The sequence below is a fragment of the Bradyrhizobium sp. LCT2 genome (assembly GCF_009931255.1).
Taxonomy (GTDB): Bacteria; Pseudomonadota; Alphaproteobacteria; order Rhizobiales; family Xanthobacteraceae; genus Bradyrhizobium; species Bradyrhizobium diazoefficiens.
Genome location: NZ_CP034432.1, coordinates 7767257 through 7790392 on the forward strand (window position 1 = coordinate 7767257; position 23136 = coordinate 7790392).

Genomic DNA, 23136 nt, shown 5'->3' on the forward strand with positions numbered 1-23136 from the left:
CGAGCCGGATCAGGGGAGGACAAGCGTGAATCCAGCAAGATTTGGAGTGCCGGTCGCAGCCGGCTTTGCAGCGACGTTCTTGGCGGCAGCCCTGCTGCCGGGCGCCGCAATGGCGCAGGTTTCCGACAACGTCGTCAAGATCGGCGTGCTCACCGACATGAACGGTCCCGCTTCCGCGCCGACCGGCCAGGGCTCGGTGACGGCGGCGCAGATGGCGATCGACGATTTCGGCGGCACCGTGCTCGGCAAGCCGATCAGCATCGTGATCGGCGACCATCAGCTCAAGGCCGATATCGGCGGCGCCATCGCGCGGCGCTGGTACGACGTCGACCAGGTCGATCTGATCGTCGACGTGCCGGTCTCGGCGGTCGGGCTTGCGGTGCAGAACATCGCCAACGAGAAGAAGCGGCTGTTCATCACGCACTCCACCGGCACCGCCGATTTCCACGGCAAGTTCTGCTCTCCTTACGCGATCCAGTGGGTGTTCGACACCCGCGCGCTCGCGGTCGGCACCGCGGATGCTGTGGTCAAGCGCGGCGGCGACAGCTGGTTCTTCATCACCGACGACTACGCCTTCGGCCATTCGCTGGAGCGCGACGCCTCCAGCGTCGTCACCGCCAATGGCGGCAAGGTGCTGGGCTCGGTGAAGCCGCCGCTGGCAACGCCCGACCTCTCATCGTTCGTGCTGCAGGCGCAGGCCTCCAAGGCCAAGATCATCGGCATTGCCGCCGGTCCCCCCAACAACATGAACGAGATCAAGACCGGCTCGGAGTTCGGCGTGTTCAAGGGCGGCCAGCAGATGGCGGCGCTGCTGGCGCTGATCACCGACATTCACGGCCTCGGGCTGCAGGCAGCCCAGGGCCTGTTGCTGACCACCTCGTTCTACTGGGACATGGACGACAAGACGCGCGAATGGTCGAAGCGCTATTTCGCCAAGATGAACAAGATGCCGTCGATGTGGCAGGCCGGCGTCTATTCGAGCGTGATGCACTATCTCAACGCCGTCAAGGAGACCGGCACCGACGATCCGCTGAAGGTGGCGGCGAAGATGCGGGAAAAACCGATCGAGGATTTCTTCGCCCGCAACGGCAAGCTGCGCGAGGACAATCTGATGGTGCACGACCTCTGGCTGGTGCAGGTGAAGACGCCGGAGGAAAGCAAATATCCGTGGGACTATTACAAGATCCTCACGACCATCTCGGGCGACAAGGCGTTCGGGCCGCCGGACCCGGCGTGTGCGATGGTGAAGAAGTGACGATCGCTTAAAGCGATCGTCATTCCGGGGCGGTGCAAAGCACCGAACTACGGTGCGCAATTGCGCACCTGAGAATCTCGAGATTCCGGGTTCGCGCTTTGCGCGCCCCGGAATGACGGCCGCTTAGGGAGCGACCGTCATTTCACCACGCCGATCTCACGGAAGTACTTCATCACGCCCGGATGAATCAGCTCCGGCTTCGGCGCGGCCGCGACGGTGTTCGCCGCGGTCGTCTCGCAGGCCTGTGCGAGCTTCTTGCAGAACGTCGCCTCCACGCCATGCAGCGTCTTCGCCAGCCGGTAGGCGACATCGTCGGGCAGATCCTCGCGCGTGAGGACAAAACTCCACGAACCGAGCGAGGCGATCGGCTCGGCCTGCTTCGGGTAGCTGCCGGCCGGCACGATCATCGGCTTCAGGAACGAATGCCTGGCGCGGATGCGCGTGACCTCTTCCGCGCTGGGCGCGATGAAGCGCGCGCCTGATGCGCTCGATGCCACCGCGGCAAAGCCGGGCCAGCCGATGCCGGCGCCCCAGAGCGCTGCGACGCGGCCGTCCTCGACCATCGCGGGGCCGTCGCCGGCGCGGTCGAGATAGACGGCCTTGAAGTCCTCGTCCTGCCTCAACCCGAGGCCATCGAGCACGTAGCGCGCCAGGATCGGCAGGCCCGAGCCCTTGGCGCCGAACGCAACGGGCTGGCCGACGAGATCGCGGATGGTCCTGTACGGACTGTCCGCGCGCACCACGAACATGCCGGGGTTGGAATAGATCGCGGTGAGGATCTTCAGCCGAACTGGCGCGCGGCCGATGCCGGCGAAGGCCTCGTAGGCCGGCTCGCCCGCGACCAAGGCGAGATCGAGCTCGCCCTTCTCCAACAGCGGAATGTTCTCGTTGCTGCCCTTGGTGTTGCGGGGTGCGATGGTGATTTGCGGATCGGCCGCGTTCATCACCTCCGCGAAGGCGTTGCCGTAGAGCGGGAAGCCGCCGCCGGGCGTTGCGGTGCCGAGGCTGAGTGTCGTGGTCGGAATGGCCGTGCCTCCGGTTTGAGCAGCAGCGGGGCTTAAGAGCAGCGCCGCGGCGAGAAGGATGATCGCGAATCTCATGGTCGTTCCCGGCGGACCTGCGTCAACACCGACTTGCGACGATGTAGGCAGCGGCCCGATTTTGTGAAAGCATGCAGCCCAACGACAATAATGCAACGGGAGGCGTCATGTTGCGAATTTTGCGTAACTATGTTTTCGGGCTGGTTTTTCTCTTAAGTCTTTTCAGCGCCGCACCTCCCGCCTCCGCCGCATATCCCGACCGCCCCGTGCACTGGATGATCGGCTTCGCCGCCGGCGGCCCGGTCGACATCGTGGCGCGGATCATGGCGCAGTGGCTGTCGGACCATCTCGGCCAGCAATTCATCGTCGAGAACCGCGCCGGCTCCGGCGGCAACATCGCCGCCGCCGCCGCGATCAACGCAGCCCCCGACGGCTACACGCTGCTGTTCGTCGCGCCCAACAACGCGATCTCGACCTCGCTCTACAAGAAGCTGCCTTACGACTTCCTGCGCGACACCGTGCCGGTCGCCAGCATCATGCAGCTCACCAACATGCTGGTGGTCTCCAACGCGATGCCGGTGAAGACGGTTCAGGAGTTCATCGACTACTGCAAGGCCAATCCCGGCAAGATCTCCTTTGCCTCGTCCGGCAACGGCACCTCGGTGCACATGTCGGCCGAGCTGTTCAAGGTGATGACCAAGTGCGACATGGTGCACGTGCCCTATCGCGGCTCGGCGATCGCCTTCCCCGACATCATCTCCAACAAGGTGCAGCTGATCTTCGACAATCTGCCGTCCGCGCTGGAGCAGGCGAAGGGCGGCAATGTCCGCGCGCTCGGCGTGACCTCGCCGCAGCGTTGGCCAATCGTGCCCGACGTGCCCGCGATCGCCGAGACCGTGCCGGGATTCGAATCGGTCGGCTTCTACGGCATCTCCGCGCCGAAGGGCACGCCGCCCGACGTGGTCGAGATCCTCAACAAGGCCGTCGGCGAAGCGCTGAAGGACCCCAAGCTGGTCGCCCGCCTCGCCGAGACCGGCGGCATCCCCAAGCCGATGACACCCGCCGAGTTCGGCAAGCTGGTCGCGGACGAGACCGAGAAGTGGCGCAAGGTGGTGGAGTTCGCCGGGGTTTCGGTGGATTAGACAACGATCTGTGGCGAGCTTGCAGCTCGCCGGCAAGACATTGGAGGGGCCCCAGGAAGGCCCCTCCCATCGAAACATCGAAAACAACCCCATGCACAGTAGAAAGATCAAGCGATCACAAGGGGTTACAAAATCCAGGAAAACGAGCCTAGGCGGGGCTGGTTTGACCCGTCGGGCAAAACAGGATTATAAGGGCATCATCGCCAATTTCGGTATTTTAGAACTCGCAGGCATTGCTGCGCCGGCGTTTCCATCGGCCGGGGCCGGCATTGCACCCTCGCCTCCAGCCTTGTAAAAGAACCGCGCACCGTTGCCGGCCGCGCGTTCCCGCGGCCGTCTCGCGGCGGGGCCTGTAGCTCAATGGTTAGAGCCGGCCGCTCATAACGGTCTGGTTGCAGGTTCGAGTCCTGCCGGGCCCACCACGCTTCGCCCTTCGTCGGACTACGCGTGGCGCAGCCACGCCGAGCCTAAATCCGGCTCAAGAAAAAAGTCTCCAATTTGCCCTTGCCCTTCACGTCAATGCTGCCGCGTGGCTCCAGCGCGAAGCGACCGACGAGGTGGCGGGCGATATCCCGGGACACATGGATTCGATTGGGCAGAGAGTAGGCCTCGAGCCGGCTGGCGACATTTACGGTATCGCCCCACACGTCGTAGATGAAGCGGTGTGCGCCGATGATGCCGGCAACCACGGGGCCCGAATGTATGCCGATCCGGATTTGCAACGGCCAGCCGAAATGGCTGTTGACGCGTCCCAGCCGATCGATCATGCCAAGTGCCATTTTCGCGATCGCTGCGATCGCATCGGGGTTCGGATCGGGCAAACCGGCGACGGCCATGTAGGCGTCGCCGATGGTCTTGATCTTCTCGACACCGAGCTCACGGGCAAGCGCGTCGAATTCCGAGAACAACCGGTTCAAGTACTCGACCATCGCTGCAGGCGTGACCCGTGACGAATGCTCGGTGAAGCCCACCAGATCGGCGAACAGAACGCTCACACCCTCGAAGCGGTCGGCAATCATGGCTTCGCCGTGGTTCAGACGGCCAATCACCTGTCTTGGCAGGATTGTCAGCAGCAGCCGCTCAAACTTGGCGGTCTCCTCCTCGATGCGGCGAAGATACTTCTGCTCGCGGTCGCGCCAGCGCTTCTTGTGCAAGCAAGCATTGATCCGCGCGCGCAGCAGGATCGGATCAAACGGCTTCGGCAGATAGTCCTCGGCCCCGGCCTCGATGCAGCGGACGGCGCTCTCGGTCTCCGCCAAGGCCGTGATCATGATCACCGGAATGCGGCGCAGCCGCTCATCCGCCTTCATGCGCACCAGCACATCAAGCCCGTTGATATCGGGCATCATCAAATCGAGCAGGACGAGGTCGAACTCATCGTTGGCGAGCGCCTGCAGCGCCTGCTGGCCGCCGGCCACCGAAGAGACGCGATGGCCGTCGCGGGTCAGTCGGCGCGACAGGAGGTCGCGATTGGCCTCGATATCGTCCACGACGAGAATAGAACCGGTTTCGGTGGCAGCATACTGCCGGACCGGCCCGAGGCTGCGCATCAGGTCGCTAACCATGACCGCGCCGGTCTGATCGGGAGCCAAGCTCGTCTCCTCGACATCAACCGAGAATCGCACGATGCGATCGAGGCGCAGCAACAGGTCGGTGGCCGCAGCCAGCAGGCGATCGAAATCCGCCCTCAGGGAGTCGCTTGAGAAACTGGCTGCATCCTCGCGCAGCATCTCACCATAGCCCTTGATCGCGTTGAGCGGCGTGCGCAGCTCGTGACGAAGATCCTGTTCTTGCGTGGTGGCCGCTGAGCCGGGCGGGCTCTTGGCGCGATCGCCGTCCATCAGCCGGTCGACCTTGCCGGCGAGATCCCGGGCTGCGCCGAGGATACGGTTCATATCGGGGAGGATGTCCAAGCGCCCGTTCCGGGACGCCTCTTCGTGCAGGATCTCTGCGTAGCCGAGTAAGGCGTTGACCGGGGACTGCAGTTCCTGGCGAAGATGGGCAAGCTGAATGCGCCAAGCGCGCGCGCTGTCGGTGTCAATGATACTCATGGCCGATCCGCGCGCGCGCGCCGGGCGTGCAGGGGTACCAGCTCGTCAAGCGCCGCCAGCACGGCCTTGCCGCTGTATTCGCCCTTGTGCACCAAATGCTGTACCTGGCCGTTAAGGCGCGAGCGATCCTCAACGGTCAGCGTCTTTGCGGTGACGACGATGACCGGGATGCTCCGCCAGCGGGACTCGGCTCGCACCCGTGCGATGAACTCGAACCCGTCCATCTCCGGCATCATCAGATCGAGCAGAATTGCATCGGGTGAAGCCTCATTCAAACGCTCAAGACCAATCCGACCATTCTCTGCTTGCGTCACCATGCAATCGATCTGCCGCAAGGCGCGCCCCATCAGCTCGCTGGCCGACGCGTCATCCTCGACTATCAGCACGTGTCGCGGCGCGCCCCTTGGGCAGCACTTTTCCACCGCGCTGACCAGTCTGTCGCGATCAATCGGCTTGACCAGGTAATCGGCGGCACCGAGCGAGAAGCCAATGCCCTGGTTGTCGACGATCGTGACCATGATCACAGGAATTTCCGCGAGTACCGCATCTTCTTTCATGGCGCTGAGCACGGCCCAACCATCCATCTGCGGCATCAGAGCGTCGAGCGTGACGACATCGGGGTGCAGCGTGCGGGCGAGTTGCATCGCCTCCTCGCCATTTGCAGCCAGGCGAACGGCGTAACCGCCGCGCTGCAGGTGTCGGCGAAGCAGCTCACGCGCATTGGGATCATCGTCGACCACGAGAACGATCGGCGCATGCTCGGGCTCGGCAGCCTGCGGACCCTCGGAACGCTTGTCTGCCGCCGAGACTGTAGTGTCCGATGCAGCGCGTGTTACCGCCGGCAGACGAACTACAAACGCCGTCCCCTTGCCGGCTTCGCTCGTCAGCGTCACGTCGCCACCCATCAGCCGGCAGAAGCTCTTGGTGATGGCGAGGCCCAGCCCCGTACCACCATAGACGCGGGTCGTCGAGTCGTCCGCCTGAGTAAAGGCCTCGAACACCTTGGCCTGCTGATCTGGCGTCATGCCGATGCCGGTATCGCGCACCTGGAACTCGATCCATTCGCCAGCCGCATTCGTGTCACGCAGCGCGGTCAGCGTTATCGTCCCGTTCCGCGTGAACTTGCAGGCATTGCTGAGAAGGTTGAACAGGGTCTGCCGAACCTTGGTCAGATCGCTGTGGATCGTGCCGATCTCGTCAGCACAGTTCGCCACCAGAGCGTTGCCGGTCTTCTTGGCCAGCGGGGTGACGGTCGCCGCGACGCTATCGATCATGGGGCGGAGCTCGAAGGTCTCGAGATAGAGCGTCATCTTGCCAGCCTCGATCTTGGAAAGATCGAGGATGTTGTCGATCAGGCCGAGCAGATGCTTGCCGGCATCCTGAATCTTGCGCAGGTCCGCCATCTCCGATTCGCGGCCGGCGCTCTGGGCGTCCTCGAACAGGATCTCGCTGTAACCGATGATCGCGTTCAAGGGTGTGCGCAGTTCATGACTCATGTTGGCTACGAAGTCCGACTTCGCGCGTGTCGCCTGCTCGCTCGCCCAGATCGCCTTGTGCAGCTCGCCTTCCATGCGCTTGCGGTCGCTGATGTCGGCGAGGCCGTTGATCATCGCCGGGCGCCCTTCGAACTCGACGCGCTGAGAAGCTATGAGCGCCCAGAACTCCTCGCCTCCAACCCGCTTGAGCAGCATCTCCATGCCCTCCACATGGCCGTGCTCGGTGAGCGCGCCGATGAAGCGCTCGCGATGTTGCGGGTCTGCGTAGAGGGTTTTCGCTTGCAGGCCCAGGGCAGACGAACCTTCGAGCTCGAACATCTCGCTGAAGCGCCGATTGGCATACCGGATGATTCCGTCATCAAAGGTTACGATCGCCACCGCCATAGGCGCGGCCTCGGCGATGACGCGCAGCCGCTGTTCGCTCTCTTGGATCGCCTGCTCCGCCTTCTTCACGTCGGTGATGTCGGTGTAGGTCGCCACGGTGCCGCCGTCGTCGGTTTTGCGCTCGTTGATCTGGATCCAGCGCCCGTCGGAGCGGCGTTGCACATGCGTGCCCTTGGGATCGCGATGCTGAGCGAGGCGTTGCTCGATCCAGGCTTCGACGCGCCCCTCCGCGTCGCGGATCTCGCCGCTCGCGGTCGCGTTGCGGAGGATTGTCTCGAACGATACGCCCTGATTCACGACATTGATGCTGGCGGTGCCGTGCATGTCCCGGTACCGCCGGTTGTATATAACCAGCTTGTCGTCGGCATCGTAGAGCGAGAAACCCTCGGAGATGCTCTCGATCGCGTCGACCAACCGGCGCTGCGCCTCTGTTGCCTTGTCGCGTGCCTCCGACAACTCCTTCGAGCTCAGCTCTTGCGAGCGCTCGACCATCGCCCGATCGCTATCGAAATCGGTGTATGCGGAATCGACGGCCGCCACGAAAGACTGCAACGCAGCCGGTACTTCGCCCTCCATACCGAGGTGCTTTCTGAGCTGGCGTCGTAGCAGCCTGTGCATCTGTGCCCTGTGACCGTTCAGTCCTCGGCGAAAGTTGTAATTGTCATGGTTTGATTGTGAAGGCGGCAGTCGCCGCCATGCATGAAGGGGCAAAGCTCGCCGTACGAGTAGAACCCGGAAATCTTCGCATCCGCCCCGAAGACATTTCGAATTGCTTCGATTTCTTCCTCGGTGCGCTGCTTCATCACGAGCTTACGACCGACGCAGCTCACCAGAATTGCAAGGTCCGGTCGCCTGCCGCCGAGCCCGCTGAGACTGGCGTTGGCGGCAGCGGTCGCGCCGTCGACCAGATCGTCGACGTTGGTCTTCATCAACTGCGCCGTTCCGCCCTGTGGGATGTCGCCCGCGAACGTCATTGACTTTTTCTGCTCGTCCACAGACAGGACGGTTCGGACGACACCCTGGCCGCCCTTTGCCTCGGTAACCAGGATGGGAAAAAGCAAGGCAGAGCTTGGCAACTGGTCGGCGTGGGGGCCCAGGTACGATTTATAGAGATCGAGCGCCGAACGCTCATCCAGCTCATAGAGGATGTTGCCTTCGGCCCGTGTGATGGTGCGCAGGGGCCCAAATGCCTGCCAGCCGCCCATCGATCCGTAGCCAATGCGCAAATCGTCGCCATACAGACCGACCGCCGCCACGCGCTGAGGGCCAGCGCCACCGTCGGCAATGACCCAAGTCTCGGCGAAGTTGGTTCCATCTCCGGAAAGGCCGCCAGTGATCGACACGCCTTCCGAGACGCCGCTCGCGAGACCGCGCGCCAGGTCGGAGCCGTTGACGTGCAAGCCGTCCGAAAGCACGAACACGTGGCGCAACGAGGCGTCGTTCAACTGCTGCGCGAGCTCCTTGCCGACGTTGTAGCTTGCCTTTGCGTCACCAATCGTAGCGGAGGCGAACCGCAGTCGCGTATGTTCGAAGTCGACCAGGGTGGCACTCACAGAGTCGTCGACGACCACGTCGCCGAGAATCTCGCCGGAAGTCGAGCAACCAAGCATGGCGGCCCCTTTGAAGTGGTCGCGCAACTCGCCCACGAGGCTGCCTGCCTGCACCAACGACCTAGCACCGAAAACGAACACGACACTCTGACGTCCGAGACGTCCGACTTCGCCAGTTGGCAAATTCGGCCGCCACCCGTCACTTTTGGACCACTCGTACTGCGCTGTTTTCATGAGTCGTCTCCATCACAAAGACAAACTCTCCGCCCCGATCGGGCCTCTGCCCCGGTCAGGACGTCCGCCTGAGCAGGGTAGCTGATCGCCGGTGCCGGCGATGAAATTCGCAGGACTGCACCCACCGCCTGGCCAGAGTCCATCCCATCTGGAGCGCGGCGAGCGGCCATTTTGTGTGTTCTTACGCCGGCCGCAATATGGCGACGACAACCTCCTGAAGCCGTGTAGCTAGCTCGTCATCTGTCCGGAATTTCTAGCTCCTTCATTGTCCCGTAGCTGCGAGCAGCGTCTCGATCTTGCCCAACAGCCTCTGCAGCTCGATCGGTTTTGTGTCGTAGTCGTCACAGCCGGCCTTGAGGGCCTTGTCCCGGTCGGTCGCCATGGCGTGCGCCGTGAGCGCGATGATAGGGATCTTGCGCAGTTCGGGCGTCGCCTTGATCTGGCGCGTCGCCTCCCAACCGTCGATCACCGGTAGGCTCATGTCCATCAAAATGAGATCTGGCCTGTCGCTCGTCGCGATCGCGACGCCGCGCGCTCCGTCCTCGGCAATGATGACCTCGTACCCACCGCGCACGAGGCGTCGCGAGAGCATATCGCGGTTCATCTCGTTGTCTTCGACCAGCAGGATCTTGGGCATCGCACCGCCTCGAGCCGGACTGTGAGTACCGCTTGCCGAGACTTCCAAATAGACGCCTGAAGAACAATTTAGCACCCAAGCCTACCTGTCGCATCACAAAAAATGGCGGGCAGTGGCGCCGACATTGAATTGAGGCGGGACGCGTGATCTGGGGCTGCGCCGACAGGTAGCTAACCACCTCTGCCACAAGGACGGCCGTGAGCCGGCGTTGCAGATGGTTGATGCGGGGTCGCTTTCCCTTGTCCGCAAGGCGAGGTCGACAGCGCTCCGTACCGCGACGCAGCTCTTGCTGCTCGCTTACGGAGATCGACGCAATCGCCGTTCCCACCAACCACCACGCGCACCGCACCAGTTTCGCACCAGAAACGACCGCGCCAAAATGCAACGAACGCGATCCAACCCGAACAATGGCACAGCAAGATCAACGAAGCTGCACCATATCCCGCCGCTCATAACGGTCTGGTTGCAGGTTCGAGTCCTGCCGGGCCCACCAGCCTTCGCTCGCTTCGCGAGCTTCGGCTCGGCGAGCCAGCGCCACACATCCAAGGCGAAGCGAGTGAGGCTGCCGCGCCGAAGCCCAAAGGGCGAAGGCGGGTATCTGAACCCTGCGGGCTACGCGTGGCGCAGCCGCGCGGAGAACGAGAGGCAAACCGTGGGCTCCCGCCGCTTCGCGGGTTCGAAGGCTCATGAATCTAACGCACGACCCGTATTGGTTGTCACCGCGGCAATGGACCCGCGGCGCGTATCGGACCATATTAGCCGGGCATCACTTTGTTCGACGAGCAAGGGAGCCACTGAATGTACGCCAACATTCTCTTGAGCACGGATGGATCGGACGTCGCGAGAAGAGGCGTTGAGCATGGCATTGCCTTGGCGAAGGCCTTGAACGCCAGGTTGACAATCATCACCGTGACGGAAGCGATGCCGGTTGACTATGGGGGCGGACACGACTCGGGATGGATTCCGACGCGGGGCGAGATTGACAGCTTTAACGCGGCCTGCAAGGCCCGTGCGGGCAAAGTGCTTGATGACGCCCGCGCCATGTCGGAGCAGATCGGTGCGCCTGCAGAATTTTTGCACGTTCCGAATGCGCACCCGGCGACTGCGATCATTGAAACGGCGAAGTCCAGGGGCTGCGATCTGATCGTCATGGCCTCTCATGGACGACGCGGCCTCAGAAAGCTGTTTTTGGGCAGCCAGACATCCGAGGTCCTGGTGGACGGAAGCATTCCGGTGCTGGTCGTGCCGAAGCCGGCATAGATGACCGTGCGGGGTTGACCCGGCGACGCTCGGCTGTTCCGCTGAACACCCGCACAAGACCGCTCTCTCGCGGCAGGAGAATTTCATGACCAGTGAAAAAGGCCCGAACATCAAGAAGAAGCAGAAATGCAAAAACTGTGAAGGCAAAGGTTTGCTCAAGAAGGGCGACAAGGTGGTGAAGTGCCAGCGCTGCAAGGGCACTGGCGTGCGGTGATGTTGAGCTGATGACCTCTCCAATACCAAGGTAAAAGCCGCTAGCTGCCCACCAACGGGTCAACGGATTATCGGACTTTCGTTTCGCTGCCGCTGTGTCGGCAACCTGCCGCGGCGCCGCAGAGGCGTCCCGCGCCATGTTCGACCGCGAGCATAGGGGGAACTCTGACGCGAGGTGGATCGCCTTGCGTCAACGCCCGTCTTTCTGATAATGAAACGTTGTTCTAAAATATAGTCGCCTTCGAGTGGAGGAACACCGATGTCTGCCGGATTTCGAGTTTTGCCGCGGAAACGAAAGGTCGGCGAAGACGTCGTCGCAGGCTTTGCCCGCCTGCCCGTCGCGAATGTGAGCGACAGCATGTCCCGTCTGACGGCAGCCGGCGCCCGGCTTCGTCCCATGCATCAGGGTGGCGGGCTCGCAGGCCCCGCATTGACGGTGAAGGCACCTCCCGGTGACAATCTGATGGTGCACAAGGCGATCGCGCTCGCCGAGCCCGGCGACATCATCGTGGTCGATGCCGGCGGCGATCTGACCAACGCAATCATCGGCGAGATGATGCTGATGCAAATGGCCAAGCGAGGGGTCGCCGGCGTGGTCATCAACGGCGCGATCCGCGACGCCGGTCATATTCGCGGCCAGGAGCTCCCGGTTTTCGCGGCCGGGGTCACGCACCGCGGCCCCTACAAGAACGGGCCTGGAGAGATCAATGTGCCGATCGCGATCGACGGGATGGTGATCGAGCCGGGTGACCTCATCATTGGCGACGACGACGGCCTGCTCTGCGTGCCGTTCGATCAAACCGGCGCGGTGTTCAAGGCCGCAACGGCGAAGTTCGAGGCCGAGCAGAAGCAGATCGCCAACATCGAGGCCGGCGCGCACGATGCCTCCTGGGTTGACCGGCAATTGCGCGAGCTGAAGTGCGAAGGCATCGATTGAGATACCTGTCGCCTAGTGGCTAAGAGCCGAACAGCTCGGCGGGATTTTCGACCAGGATGCGCCGGCGCGTAGGTTCGTCCGGCGCCCAGTCCGCGAGGAGATCGAGCAGCTGGGCGTCATCCGGCTTGATCCCGCGCTGGGTGGGATGCGGCCAGTCCGTGCCCCACAGGATGCGCTCCGGCGCTGCGTGCACGTAGGCACGCGCAACCTCGCTGGAGTCGGCATAGGGCGGCCCGAGCTTGCTGTCCTCATAGGGCTCGGTCACTTTCACCCAGGTGCGGCCGCCATCCAGCATGCGGCGTATCGCGGCGAATGCCGGATGCTTGACGCCCTCCGGCTGAGGGATACGGCCGAGGTGGTCGATGACCACCCTGGTGGGAAGCGACCGGATCACGCTCTCATGGGTGGCGATCTGATCGCCCGTCATCAGGATCTGCACGTGCCAGCCGAGCGGACTCACCCGCGTTGCGAGCGTGGTCAGCATCTGCGGTGTCGTCGTGCCCCAGGTCTGCGGAGAAACGAAATTGACGCGGATGGCGCGAACGCCGGCATCGGCAAGCGCCTGCAGCTCCGCATCCTTCACATCCGTGTCAACGACGGCAACCCCTCGCGACGAGGCGCCCAGCTGGCCCAGCGCGTCCACAAGGCACCGATTGTCGATCCCATATGTCGACGGCTGGACCACCACGCTCCTCGTGGTGCCGAGCCGCCGCTGCAGCAGCCGATAATCGGCGACCGTCGCGCCCGGCGGAAAGCCCTGGCGCCAATGCGGCGAGACGGGAAAACGCCCGTCATAGATATGATGATGACAGTCACACGCGCCCGCCGGCGCATCCAGGCGTGGCGCCGCCGACCCGGTGCTGTTGGGCACCGCTTGCTCCGCCCCGGCAGCCAACGCGCCGGCAGCCAAGGCGCCTGTGCTGCAAGCCAGCATGCCCATGACAACGCCGCGTCGCGTGATGGCGCGCTGCGGTCCTCTGATGCGTGCGCTCATGGCTTCACCGCCGCCATTTCCGCCGCGCGCGCGACGTTGCGTCCAAGCACAAGGACGCAGGCTGCGGCCACGGCACACAGCAGCGCGAGCGGCAACATCCCGAGCACGAAGCTGCCTGTCCGCTCCTTGACAACTCCGACGACGTTCACCATCAGGCCGCCGCCGATCAGGTTGGAAATCGCGTTGATCCCGGCGAGCCCCGCCGCGAGCGTACTCGCCGAAAGCCAGCTGGCCGAAAGTGCCCAGAACGGTCCCTTGAAAGCATATGCGCCGACCAGGCAGAACGTCACCATGACGATGGTCGGCGCAACCGCGGTCCCGGTCATGCCCAGTGCCGCAAAACCACCTGCTGCGAACAAGAGCGGGATCGCCGTGTGCCAGCGGCGCTCGCCCGTCCTGTCTGAATGGCGGCCCCACAGCACCATGAGCACGGTCGCGATGCCGTACGGGATCGCATTGACAAAGCCGGTCTGCAGGTTGGAGAGGCCGAACGACTTCAGCAGCTGCGGTTGCCAGACCGACAGCACGCTGCCCGTGGCGGAGGCGCCGGAGCAGACCAGGGCCATGACAAGAAAATGCTTGTTGGTGGCGAGCTGCCAGAGCGTGAGATGCCCGACCGGCTTGCGCGCGGCGGCCTCCGTCTCCATGCGCCGGGTCAGCCATTCGCGCTGTTCCACGGTCAGCCAGGATGCCTGCACGGGCTTGTCGGTCAGGACGAACAGACAGGCAAGACCCAGCAGAACCGTCGGCAGCCCTTCCAGGATGAACAGCCACTGCCAGCCGCGCAGACCGAGCGCCCCGTCGAGCTCAAGCAGGCCGACCGAGAGAGGCGAGCCCAGGAACGTGGCGAGCGGAATCGAAACCGTGAACGTCGCCAGGATGCGCGCCCGATACTGCGACGGCAGCCAATAGGTCAGATAGAGGATGGCGCCGGGAAAGAAGCCGGCCTCGGCCGCGCCGAGAATGAAGCGCATCGCATAGAGCGAGTACGGCCCGACGACGAACGCCATGCACGCGGTCACCAATCCCCAGGTGATCATGATGCGGGCGATCCAGCGCCGGGCGCCGACCTTTTGCAGGGCGAGGTTGCTGGGCACCTCGACCAGGAAATAGGAGACGAAGAACAGGCTGGCCGCAAAGCCGAACATCGCCGGCGTCAGCCCCAGATCCTTGTTCATCTGCAGCGCCGCGAAGCCGACATTGACGCGGTCGAGCAGCGCGAAGAAGTAGCAGAGCATCAGGAACGGCACGAGGCGCAGGATGACCCTGCGCATCGTCACCTTTTCGATCTGGTCGATTTCTGTTCGAGCGGCCGTCACGTTTCTCTCCCTGTTGTCTTCCCGGCGGGGCTTGGCCTTATTCGGCCGCCTTCGCCCCGGCCTGCGTCTTGGCCACGATCGCATCGATGGCGATCTTGTAGTTTTCGGGAACGACGCCCTTGAAATGCTCCTTCAGACCCAGGCTGTCCTTCCAGCGGAGCCGCGCCGCCGTGGCGCGCGCCATCAGCGGCTCGATTCCGGCATCCGCGACCGCCTCGGCGGCCATCTCGACCTCTTCGGTGCGCCGCTTGGCATGGATGACGCCGGAGGGCGTCAGGCTCTCGACGGTGTCCATGAACGGACGCGTGAGCGTCTTCGACGCCGAGGCCAGTACGGTTTCGTCCAGACCGTAGGACCGGGCCGCCAACAGCGTCTCGTCGATCAGCGCCTCGATGCCCTTGATCAGGACGGAGCGAAGGATCTTGATGCCCGAAGCCGTGCCGAGCTTCTCGCCCGCGAATGCGATGCTCATGCCCCAGGGCACGAGCAGATCGACGACGCGCTGCCCGGCGGGACCACTCGACATCATGTGCATCGAATAGCCGTGCTTGGGCGTCCCCATGATGGAGCCGTCACCGAGCGTGGCGCCCGTCCTGGCAAGCCGCTCGGCCACGCCGTACTTCACCTTCGGAGTGGCGGAGGCGAAGTCGAGGAAGGTGTGGCGGCCATCGAGCACGGGTGCAAACGCATCCGCGCTCTCGAGCGACGCCGAGCCCGGCGTGACGCTGAAGATCAGCTCCGCGGTATCGGCCAATTCCTTGTTGGACTTGACCAGCGTGACGCCTGCCGCCTTGGCGCGGCTCTGGATCAAGTCGGCGTATGGACCGTCGAAGGCGTATTTGTCGTAGCAGAAGATCTGCTTCAGTCCCGCCTCGCGCAGCCCTTTTCCCAGCGTGCTGCCGATCTCGCCATAGCCGACCAGACCGAGGCGGAACTGCTGTTTTTCGCTCATCTTCAGATTCCTTTCGAGAGGCTTGCGATCGGGCTGGTGTGGCGGTCAGTCGCCCCGCCCGGTCGCTGGAGACTGGCACCAACCACGCGGATCAGGATGGCGGCCAAGGTGAGAAATGCGGCCACCGAGATCAGGGCCCATGAGAAGCTGTCGGTCGACTGCCGGATCATGCCGATGAGATAGGGACCAACGAAGCCGCCGAGATTGCCGATCGAGACGATCATCGCGAGGCCGCCGGCGGCAGCGCTGCCGGTGAGGAAGCTCGACGGGATCGGCCAGAAAGTGGACTGGTAACACATGATCCCGATCACGGCGCCGCAGAGCGCGACGATCGAGATCAGCGCGGACGATGTTGCATAGCCGCAGACAATCAGTGACGCTGCGCCCACCAGCAGCGCGGATGCCACGAACCAGCTTCGTTCCCCGCCCCTGTCCGACAGGCGAGCCCACAGCATCATCGTGACGGCGCCGCAGATGTAGGGAATTGCCGCGATAAAGCCGACGGCAACGACACTGAAGCCGAGCCCCTTGATGATTTGCGGCATCCACAGGCCAAGCCCGACGGAGCCGATGATGGCGCAGAAGTTGACGGCGGCGCAGACAAGGACCCGCCAATTGACGAAGGCGTCCTTGAGCCGCGATGAGTGCTTGGCGGCGATGGCCTGACGCTCCGCCGCCAGCACCTCCGCGAGCCAGCTCCGCTCCTCGGGGCTCAGCCACTTGGCCTGCTCGGGCTTGTCGGTGAGCGTGAAGAAGCACACGAAGCCAAGGAGCGTGGCCGGCAGGCCTTCCAGGATTAGAAGCCACTGCCAACCATGCAAGCCGGCCAAGCCGTCGAGCGTCAGCAGCGAACTCGAGATCGGGGCGCCCACGATGTTCGCGATCGGAATGCCGAGCAGGAACGCCGCGGTCGCCGTACCCCGGACGCGCGCCGGAAACCAGTATGTGAAATAGAGGAATACGCCCGGCGTGAAGCCGGCTTCGCCGAGGCCGAGCAGGAAGCGCATGACGCCGAAGCTGACGGGACCGACCACGAATGCCGTTGCGGCCGAGATCAGGCCCCAGGTGATCAGGATGCGGGCGATCCACTTGCGAGCACCGATCGCCTGCAAGGCAAGGTTGCTCGGCACTTCTGCGAGGAAATAGCCGAAGAAGAACAGCCCCGCGCTCCAGCCGAATTCATAAGGCGAGATGCCGAGATCGCGGTTCATCGTCAGGCTGGCGATGCCGACGTTCACCCGATCGAGATAAGCGACGATGTAGCAGAGCAGCAGGAACGGCACGATCCGCCACAGCAACTTCGAGAGGATTTTCTCCTGCTCGGGTGTGAAGCCGGCGCCGACCGACGCGGCAGAGACACTTGCCATTGTTCCCTCCGAGACCGGCCGATGTTTCCCGGCCATGACGCGCCATAGCAAAAATAGAACGACGTTGCAATTTATAATGAAACGATGTTTCATTTTATAGAAGTTACAGCGAAGCGCCTGCGTCGCCCGATCGGAGGCGCTCCCCTGGAAAAGTGAAGTGCTGGCCACCGGTTACGGTGTCCGGGAGGCCTGGAGAGAGACAGGCTGCCGCGCGTTTCCGATATGCGGCCACCTGCTCCGATGCATACCGAACTGATCGCGAGCGGGGCGCTGACCTAGTCGGCGTGCGAGAACAGCGGCATGCCCGGCGTTTCGAGTTCGGCGCGGAGCAGTGTTCCCGTGCGGCTCTCGGTAATGAAAAGGCTCTTTCGTTCCGGTCCACCGAACGCAAGATTGGTCGTGCCCACGCCCGCGCAGGAAACGATGCGGTCAAGCGGCTCGGCGAGGGGTGACAGCCGCCACACGGAGCCGAAGCCGGTGTGGCAGACCAGCAGGTTGCCGCCGCTGTCCAGCGCCAAGCCGTCGGGGCCGCCGGGACCGCCGTGCAGGTGCGAGAATATGCCGACCTTCGTCGTCAGGCCGCTGGCCGGCAGTGGCACGCGCCAGACCTGGTTGGCCCGTGTCACGGCCACCAGCAGGAAGCTCTCCTCGTGGTCGACGACGATGCCGTTCGGACTCGGGATCGTGTTGATCAGGCAGGTGAGCCGGCCATCGGGCGCGAGCTTCCAGACCCGGCCCGTGGGATCGTGCATCCCGGTCTGGCCCTGATCGGTGAAGTAAAGATTACCCGACGGCGCGAAGATGAGATCGTTCACGCCCTTGAAGCTCTCGCTTGCCGCCGTCTCCAGAAATGGCGTTACGCTGCCGCTGGCCGGGTCCAACAGCATGATCCCGCGCTTGTAGTCGGTGATGAACATGCGGCCGTCGCGGTGAATCTTCAGCCCGTTCGGCCACCCGTCATACTCGGTCACGAGCTCCCACTCGCCTTCCGCACTGACACGGAAGATGCGTCCATACGGAATATCGGTGACATACAGGCGGCCCTGCCGATCGAAGGATGGCCCTTCAAGGAAGGAGTCGATCTCACGTCCGCCCTGATTGGCGTCCGCCCAGGCGGTGCGGCGTGGCTTGCGGAACTGGTCCGGAAGCCGTGTGAAGATGCTGGTTTCGATCCGGCGCGGTGGGGCGAAGAACGTCATGGCGCGACCTTGGGAAAACCGTAGAGTTCGGCAGGGTTGTCGACGAGGATGCGCTTGAACACGGCCTCGCCTCCCGCCCATACGGCGAAAAGATCGAGCAGATGCGCATCGTCAGGCTTGCGTTCCTTCTCGGAAGGGTGCGGCCAGTCGCTGCCCCAGACCATTCGCTCGTGCGCCGCCTTGACATAGGCCGCCGCGACGGCTCCTGCGTCAGCGTAGTCCGGCGCACCCTGCTTGCTCGACACATAGGGACCTGACAGCTTCACCCAGGTCTTGCCGCGGTCGAGCAAGCCGCGGATGATCTTGTAAGGCGCGCTCTCCAGGCCAGCCGGCTGCGGTATCTGGGCCAAGTGGTCAAGGACGAGGCCCCCGGGCAAAGACGCCAGAAGGTCCGCATTGTCCTCAATCTGCTTGGGACGCATGTTGATCTGGCAGTGCCAACCGAGATTGGCCAGTCTCGGGGCGAGCGACTTGAGAGAGTCCACCGTCAACGCTCCCGGAAAACCGAGATTGAAGCGGACACCGCGGACGCCCTGTTCGTCGAGCCGTTGCAGATCGGTATCCGATACGTCCTCGGACACAACGGCGACCACGCGAAAGTTATCCGGCCCGAGCGCCTGTCGTGACGCAATCTGCAGCCGGTTGTCCGTACCGTAGGTCGAGGGCTGGATGATGACGCCCCGCGTTGTGCCGATCCGGCGCTGCAGCGCGCGATAGTCTTCGGGCAACGCGTCATCGGGCAGCAGCGTCGCGCCCTTCATGACCGGATAGCTCTTGTCATAGGTGTGGAAATGGCAATCGGTCGCGCCCGGCGGCGGAACGAAGCGCGGCTTCTCCGAGCCGCTCGACCAGCGCACCTCCTGCGCTGCCGCAAATTGGGGAAGCGCGGATGCAGTGAGTCCGGCCAAGACCGTCCTCCGCGTGAGCGAAGCTGAAGCCACGACGTTCGTCCTCCCCATACTTTGTTATGGAGAGCCTTATAAGTCGCGTCGACGGACCAGGCAATAAAAAATGAAACGACGTTGCGTTTTACGCAGACACGCTGGCCGCCCGTTTGCGGGTGCTCTTTCCGGCTCCAGATGGCGGGGTTCCCCCGCATGCCAAAGTGAGCCTGTTTGCAGCCTCGACCAGCGCCCCCTTGATTTGCTCTGCGCGCGCCGCCGTCAGCCGACTGACCGGCCCGGAGATAGCCAGCGCCCCGACCAGGGAGTCCCCGATGCCGAATACGGGCATGGCGAGAGCGGCCGCATGAGGATCCGTGATGCCGGAGGTGAACAGCGGCAATTCGTCATCCGCCCCAGGTGGCCCGGACTCGTAGCGGCGGAGCGTTTGGGCAATGGCGGACTTGTCCATGGGACGGGTGTCGCCCGGCTGCACGGTCATCCGGATCCGATTGGTGGTCTCCACCCTGAAAAGACACAGCCTCTCCTCGCCGTTTCGAACATAGAAGGACGTCGTCTCGCCGGTTTTCGCCGCGAGCTGCTCAAGCACAGGCATGACATGATCGGACAGACGAAACGCCTGCTGATAGGCTGTCCCCAGACGCAAGGTCTCCGCATCGAGCCGATAAGAGCCGTCCGGCAGGCGCGCGAGCAGCCGGTAACGTTGCAGCGATAGAGCTAGCCGCAGGATCGTACTCTTCACCAGACCGGTCCGCTCGGCCAACTCAGCCAGGCTCAAGGCGCCGTCGCCCCGGCGAAATGCCGTCAATACCGCTAACGCCCGTTCGGCTGCCGATACGCCTTTGAGTGCAGGCGGCTTCTTCTCGGTCTGCTTTGCCATGTCCAATCCTCGTCGCTGCCATTTCCTACGGCATTCTCGCCGCGGGTAGAAGGGCTACGATGGCCTGCAGGGCTTTGGCGGGATATCGAGAGATCGCGTTCCGAGCTGGGCAGCTCTGCGTAAGGTCCGCGGGTCGTTTTGCCGTGAAGGCGAAGCTGATCGTTATCCCGAGACCGGATTGCAATGCTCGATCAGCAATTCCGTGAGGACCCGGATCTTCCGCGCGGGATGCTGGCCCGGCGGGCGGATGACATAGGCACCCGCCGGAGGTGGTGGATGACGGGTCATGACGGAAACAAGCGCACCCGATGCCAGCAATTCATTGGTAAGGAAATCGGGGAGGTAGGCAATCCCGAGCCCTGCTGTTGCGGCGGCCGCCAGAGCAGTGCCGTTGTCGGCCTTGAAGCGACCCTGTGGACGAACCGTGATGATCTTGTCGCCGTCCATGAGCTGCCAAGTTTCGGTGCCCTGCATGAGCGCTTGATGGGCGACGAGTTCCTCGGGTGTCTCAGGCGACCCGTGCTCTTTGACGTAGCCAGGACTCGCAACGAACTTGCCGTAGATCGGTCCGACGCGCTTGGCGATCAAATTGGAGTCTTGAAGATAGCCAATCCGAATCGCGCAGTCATAACCTCCTGCGATGAGATCGACGAATTGGTCACTGTAGCAGGTGTGGATTTGGAGCTGAGGGTGTCGTCGCGCCATTTCCGCCATCATGGGGGCGAAGTAGTTCGAGCCGAAGGACAGCGGCACAGCAACTCGCAAGCGTCCACGAAGCTCGCCGGCAGGCAGGATCGTCTCTTTGGCTACGTCGATCTCGGTGCAGACTCTGGCAGCATAGTCTCGGAACGTCGCCCCAGCTTCCGTTAGAGCGGCGCCGCGGGTGGTTCGTGCAAGAAGCTGGACACCAAGTTCCGATTCAAGCCGCAAGAGCCGTCGGCTGACGATTGACTTGGAGACGCCGAGCCGGAGCGCAGCAGGCGAAACTCCGCCAGCATCAGCAACTTCTACGAATGTCCGCAGCTCCTCGATGTCCACTTTGGCGTTCCTCATTTCGCGACACAGCTTGCCTCAAAACGGTACTACCGCATCGAACGCGGGAACGGCAATAAGCCCTGCAGGTGGCCCGCCTTTGGCGAGCATCTCCCTAAAACCGATGCCGCATTGAACGGCAACAAAGGATGTCATGATGAAACTTCGTAACGGCCTTGCTTCGCTTCTTCGTCCCGAAGACTCAGTGCTCGTCCTGATCGACCACCAGCCCTACCAGCTTGCGAACGTGAACAGCCACGAACCGCAGATGGTGATCAACAACACGGCAGCTCTCGCGAAGGCGGCAAAGGCCTTCGGTGTCCCCACGATCCTGACGAGCGTGATTGCCGAGCGGGGTGGCCTGCTCTTCCCCCAGATCACCGAAGTGTTCCCCGGACAGGAGGTGATCGACCGGACGTTCATCAACACCTGGCAGGATAAGAAGGTGGTGGACGCGGTCAAGGCCACGGGCCGCAAGCAGCTGATCATCGCCGGTCTGTGGACCGAGATATGCGTCGCGATGCCGACGATCCAGGCCCTCGGCGAAGGCTGGGACGTCACTGTGGTCACAGATGCGTCCGGCGCCGTTTCGGTCGAGGCCCACGAGGTCGCCATCCAGCGCATGATTACGGCTGGCGCCAACATGATGACTTGGCTGGCAGTGGCGGCCGAATGGCAGCGCGACTGGGCCAGGGCCGATCAAGCCGTCAAGCTGACGGAGGTGATCCTGCAGCATGCCGGCGGGAGCGGCATCGCGTTCCTGTGGGAGCAGCAGTTGCTCAACACACCGGTACCGAAAAGCGCGGGCTGAGCTGAACCGGGTGATGAGGATCCTCGATCTGGAACGGTGACTTTCGTGCATGCCCCGATTGGGGCATGCACCTCTCACTGCCGGCTCGCTCAACGTCCTGATCCGGGCAGGCTGCCGTGAATCAGAAGTGGACCTCGGTGCGCATACCAAGAACCACGGCATTGTCGGTCTTCACGCCCACGGCGTTATAGCCGCGCCCGCCGGGATTGATCACATACTGCGCGTCGAACTTGAGGTTCAGCCAGCCGGTCGCCTGCCATCCGTACCAGACTTCGATCGGAACTTCGTTGCCGCCGGCGTTGGGGCTGAGGGCAGCCGAGTTCACGTGGGTCGTGCCCACCGCGAAGCCGACTTCGTCCTGGGGACGCCAGCTAAACGTTCCGGTATGCCGGAAGCCCAGGGCGATCTGGTAGTCCTGATACGACGTCCGGTGATCGGCAACGGTCGTGTTGAGGAAAGTGTACCAGCCCTGCGCGCCCGGACCGTCGACGGTCAAGCGCTGAAGGATGGACTCGTAGACGCCGTAGCGGCCGCGTTGATCCCCGAGATTTTGATCCGGGACGCCTCCAATGCCGGGGATGGTGGAGATGACCCCGGGAAGGCCACCATCAATGGTCGATGCGCTGTCATACCAGCCGCCCAATCTCCAGGTCCCGTTCAGCGGCCCCGACGGCGCCCAGACCAACTCCACCGGCACCATCACGCCGCTGGCGCGGCTTGAGGCGGGGATGCCCGGCAGGAAGTAGATGGCAGGGTCTGACGTCGTCAGATAATTCGGATTGGCATCGTAGACGCCGACCGAAATCGTGAATTCCGGCGCCAGCTTGTAATGGACGACACCGGCCCATTGGCTCACCGGCCAGTTGTAGATGTAGCCACCCTGGATGTTGCCGGGCTGGCCGCCGCAGAAGGTCAGGTTGATGAACTCGCACAGGCCGAAGAAGAAGTCGGAGCCGACCGGAAGACGGCCGCCCTTGAGTTCGAGGCGGTCATCGAAAAGCTTCTGCGAGTAGTAGAGTTGTGTCAGGCGCAGAATATTGCCGCGGCCAAACACCTCGTTGGTCAGCTGCAAGGCGGGAATGTCCGCTTCGGTGTTCAGATTCTTGCCGAAGCGGTCGACCAGCGTCAGACCGACCGTGCCGCCCGGGATGCCCGCAAGCTTCCCCATATCGAGCTTCGCGCCGAACCACAGCTGACCAGCGTTGGCTGCGGTGTTCCTGCTTCCACCCGTGACGTTGCCGACAGATTCGTTACCCAGCGTCAGGCCCAGCTCGATGCCCTGCTCCTTCAGCTTCGTCCTGCCGAGATCGCCGAATAGATACGGTCTCGTCCAGAAATCGTCGGCAGCATAAGGAACAGGAGCAGCTTTCGTCGAAAAATCGGCCGCATGCACCGCGCCGCCTAGCAGCGATGAGAAAGCAATCCCCACACTGCACACTCGTGCGGTGTTTACAAACCTGCGCAACATCTTACTCGTCCTC

Annotated in this window: 20 protein-coding genes and 1 tRNA gene; 7 read left to right on the top strand and 14 right to left on the bottom strand. The window is 63.3% G+C overall.

The window, feature by feature from the left end; translation table 11 throughout:
- The first annotated feature begins 25 nt into the window (after positions 1-25).
- A complete protein-coding gene (locus EI171_RS36720; protein WP_161536183.1) occupies positions 26-1255 on the top strand; it encodes an ABC transporter substrate-binding protein in 1230 nt (409 codons plus the stop codon).
- Between the two features lie 137 nt (positions 1256-1392).
- On the opposite strand, the gene EI171_RS36725 is transcribed toward EI171_RS36720, so the two are convergent.
- Positions 1393-2355 (bottom strand): TAXI family TRAP transporter solute-binding subunit, encoded by a 963-nt coding sequence (locus tag EI171_RS36725; RefSeq protein WP_161536184.1) that lies wholly within the window; start codon positions 2353-2355, stop codon positions 1393-1395.
- Between the two features lie 107 nt (positions 2356-2462).
- Here EI171_RS36725 and EI171_RS36730 point away from each other — a divergent pair, with 107 nt between their 5' ends.
- Both EI171_RS36730 and EI171_RS36735 read left to right on the top strand, forming a co-directional pair.
- Positions 2463-3437: a tripartite tricarboxylate transporter substrate binding protein gene (locus tag EI171_RS36730; protein WP_028174256.1), complete on the top strand. Its 975-nt coding sequence runs from the start codon at positions 2463-2465 to the stop codon at positions 3435-3437.
- Positions 3438-3783: 346 nt separating this feature from the next.
- Positions 3784-3859: transfer RNA gene (locus EI171_RS36735), tRNA-Ile, on the top strand.
- Positions 3860-3904: 45 nt separating this feature from the next.
- Here the strand turns inward: EI171_RS36735 and EI171_RS36740 are convergent.
- The 4 genes from EI171_RS36740 to EI171_RS36755 all read right to left on the bottom strand — a co-directional run bounded on the left by EI171_RS36740 (position 3905) and on the right by EI171_RS36755 (position 9789).
- Positions 3905-5488 (bottom strand): adenylate/guanylate cyclase domain-containing protein, encoded by a 1584-nt coding sequence (locus EI171_RS36740; protein WP_011085076.1) that lies wholly within the window; start codon positions 5486-5488, stop codon positions 3905-3907.
- A complete protein-coding gene (locus EI171_RS36745) occupies positions 5485-7908 on the bottom strand; it encodes a response regulator (RefSeq protein ID WP_161536185.1) in 2424 nt (807 codons plus the stop codon). The genes EI171_RS36740 and EI171_RS36745 overlap by 4 nt, the downstream gene beginning before the upstream one ends.
- Positions 7909-8003: 95 nt before the next feature.
- Entirely contained in the window at positions 8004-9152 is a 1149-nt protein-coding gene (locus EI171_RS36750; protein ID WP_028174254.1) for an FIST signal transduction protein, read from the bottom strand.
- 262 nt (positions 9153-9414) lie between these two features.
- Positions 9415-9789 carry a response regulator gene (locus EI171_RS36755; RefSeq protein WP_161536186.1) on the bottom strand — a complete coding sequence of 125 codons (375 nt, stop codon included), beginning with the start codon at positions 9787-9789 and terminating at the stop codon, positions 9415-9417.
- 798 nt (positions 9790-10587) lie between these two features.
- Between EI171_RS36755 and EI171_RS36760 the strand changes: the two genes are divergently transcribed.
- The 3 genes from EI171_RS36760 to EI171_RS36765 all read left to right on the top strand — a co-directional run bounded on the left by EI171_RS36760 (position 10588) and on the right by EI171_RS36765 (position 12199).
- The gene (locus tag EI171_RS36760) at positions 10588-11049 is read left to right on the top strand and encodes a universal stress protein (protein WP_161536187.1); all 462 of its coding nucleotides are present in this window, start codon (positions 10588-10590) and stop codon (positions 11047-11049) included.
- Positions 11050-11134: 85 nt separating this feature from the next.
- Positions 11135-11263, top strand: a complete 129-nt coding sequence (locus EI171_RS46495; RefSeq protein ID WP_007600646.1) for a hypothetical protein — start codon at positions 11135-11137, stop codon at positions 11261-11263.
- Between the two features lie 258 nt (positions 11264-11521).
- On the top strand, positions 11522-12199 hold the full coding sequence (locus tag EI171_RS36765; RefSeq protein WP_161536188.1) for an RraA family protein: 678 nt from the start codon (positions 11522-11524) through the stop codon (positions 12197-12199).
- Between the two features lie 19 nt (positions 12200-12218).
- On the opposite strand, the gene EI171_RS36770 is transcribed toward EI171_RS36765, so the two are convergent.
- The 8 genes from EI171_RS36770 to EI171_RS36805 form a co-directional block, all read right to left on the bottom strand.
- On the bottom strand, positions 12219-13193 hold the full coding sequence (locus EI171_RS36770; protein ID WP_371740312.1) for an amidohydrolase family protein: 975 nt from the start codon (positions 13191-13193) through the stop codon (positions 12219-12221).
- Positions 13190-14512 carry an MFS transporter gene (locus EI171_RS36775; RefSeq protein WP_246740338.1) on the bottom strand — a complete coding sequence of 441 codons (1323 nt, stop codon included), beginning with the start codon at positions 14510-14512 and terminating at the stop codon, positions 13190-13192. The genes EI171_RS36770 and EI171_RS36775 overlap by 4 nt, the downstream gene beginning before the upstream one ends.
- Positions 14513-14549: 37 nt before the next feature.
- The gene (locus EI171_RS36780) at positions 14550-15464 is read right to left on the bottom strand and encodes an NAD(P)-dependent oxidoreductase (RefSeq protein ID WP_161536190.1); all 915 of its coding nucleotides are present in this window, start codon (positions 15462-15464) and stop codon (positions 14550-14552) included.
- 2 nt (positions 15465-15466) lie between these two features.
- Positions 15467-16831: an MFS transporter gene (locus EI171_RS36785; protein ID WP_038966539.1), complete on the bottom strand. Its 1365-nt coding sequence runs from the start codon at positions 16829-16831 to the stop codon at positions 15467-15469.
- A gap of 275 nt (positions 16832-17106) precedes the next feature.
- Positions 17107-18030 (bottom strand): SMP-30/gluconolactonase/LRE family protein, encoded by a 924-nt coding sequence (locus tag EI171_RS36790; RefSeq protein WP_161536191.1) that lies wholly within the window; start codon positions 18028-18030, stop codon positions 17107-17109.
- Positions 18027-18938 carry an amidohydrolase gene (locus tag EI171_RS36795; protein WP_371740313.1) on the bottom strand — a complete coding sequence of 304 codons (912 nt, stop codon included), beginning with the start codon at positions 18936-18938 and terminating at the stop codon, positions 18027-18029. Before EI171_RS36795 ends, EI171_RS36790 begins: the two co-directional genes overlap by 4 nt.
- A gap of 121 nt (positions 18939-19059) precedes the next feature.
- Positions 19060-19812: an IclR family transcriptional regulator gene (locus tag EI171_RS36800; protein WP_011085063.1), complete on the bottom strand. Its 753-nt coding sequence runs from the start codon at positions 19810-19812 to the stop codon at positions 19060-19062.
- 162 nt (positions 19813-19974) lie between these two features.
- On the bottom strand, positions 19975-20850 hold the full coding sequence (locus tag EI171_RS36805; RefSeq protein ID WP_161536193.1) for a LysR family transcriptional regulator: 876 nt from the start codon (positions 20848-20850) through the stop codon (positions 19975-19977).
- A gap of 151 nt (positions 20851-21001) precedes the next feature.
- Here EI171_RS36805 and EI171_RS36810 point away from each other — a divergent pair, with 151 nt between their 5' ends.
- On the top strand, positions 21002-21655 hold the full coding sequence (locus EI171_RS36810; RefSeq protein ID WP_027549465.1) for a hydrolase: 654 nt from the start codon (positions 21002-21004) through the stop codon (positions 21653-21655).
- Positions 21656-21776: 121 nt separating this feature from the next.
- On the opposite strand, the gene EI171_RS36815 is transcribed toward EI171_RS36810, so the two are convergent.
- Positions 21777-23123, bottom strand: coding sequence for a carbohydrate porin (locus tag EI171_RS36815; RefSeq protein WP_011085060.1), 1347 nt, complete (start codon positions 23121-23123; stop codon positions 21777-21779).
- Between the last annotated feature and the right edge of the window lie 13 nt (positions 23124-23136).

Coding starts and splice junctions, on each gene's coding strand:
- EI171_RS36810 (WP_027549465.1), top strand. CDS start 21,002: ATGAAACTTCGTAACGGCCTTGCTTCGCTTCTTCGTCCCGAAGACTCA.
- EI171_RS36815 (WP_011085060.1), bottom strand. CDS start 23,123: ATGTTGCGCAGGTTTGTAAACACCGCACGAGTGTGCAGTGTGGGGATT.
- EI171_RS36785 (WP_038966539.1), bottom strand. CDS start 16,831: ATGGCAAGTGTCTCTGCCGCGTCGGTCGGCGCCGGCTTCACACCCGAG.
- EI171_RS36730 (WP_028174256.1), top strand. CDS start 2,463: ATGTTGCGAATTTTGCGTAACTATGTTTTCGGGCTGGTTTTTCTCTTA.
- EI171_RS36780 (WP_161536190.1), bottom strand. CDS start 15,464: ATGAGCGAAAAACAGCAGTTCCGCCTCGGTCTGGTCGGCTATGGCGAG.
- EI171_RS36760 (WP_161536187.1), top strand. CDS start 10,588: ATGTACGCCAACATTCTCTTGAGCACGGATGGATCGGACGTCGCGAGA.
- EI171_RS36770 (WP_371740312.1), bottom strand. CDS start 13,193: ATGAGCGCACGCATCAGAGGACCGCAGCGCGCCATCACGCGACGCGGC.
- EI171_RS36800 (WP_011085063.1), bottom strand. CDS start 19,812: ATGGCAAAGCAGACCGAGAAGAAGCCGCCTGCACTCAAAGGCGTATCG.
- EI171_RS36725 (WP_161536184.1), bottom strand. CDS start 2,355: ATGAGATTCGCGATCATCCTTCTCGCCGCGGCGCTGCTCTTAAGCCCC.
- EI171_RS36755 (WP_161536186.1), bottom strand. CDS start 9,789: ATGCCCAAGATCCTGCTGGTCGAAGACAACGAGATGAACCGCGATATG.
- EI171_RS36750 (WP_028174254.1), bottom strand. CDS start 9,152: ATGAAAACAGCGCAGTACGAGTGGTCCAAAAGTGACGGGTGGCGGCCG.
- EI171_RS36740 (WP_011085076.1), bottom strand. CDS start 5,488: ATGAGTATCATTGACACCGACAGCGCGCGCGCTTGGCGCATTCAGCTT.
- EI171_RS36765 (WP_161536188.1), top strand. CDS start 11,522: ATGTCTGCCGGATTTCGAGTTTTGCCGCGGAAACGAAAGGTCGGCGAA.
- EI171_RS46495 (WP_007600646.1), top strand. CDS start 11,135: ATGACCAGTGAAAAAGGCCCGAACATCAAGAAGAAGCAGAAATGCAAA.
- EI171_RS36790 (WP_161536191.1), bottom strand. CDS start 18,030: ATGACGTTCTTCGCCCCACCGCGCCGGATCGAAACCAGCATCTTCACA.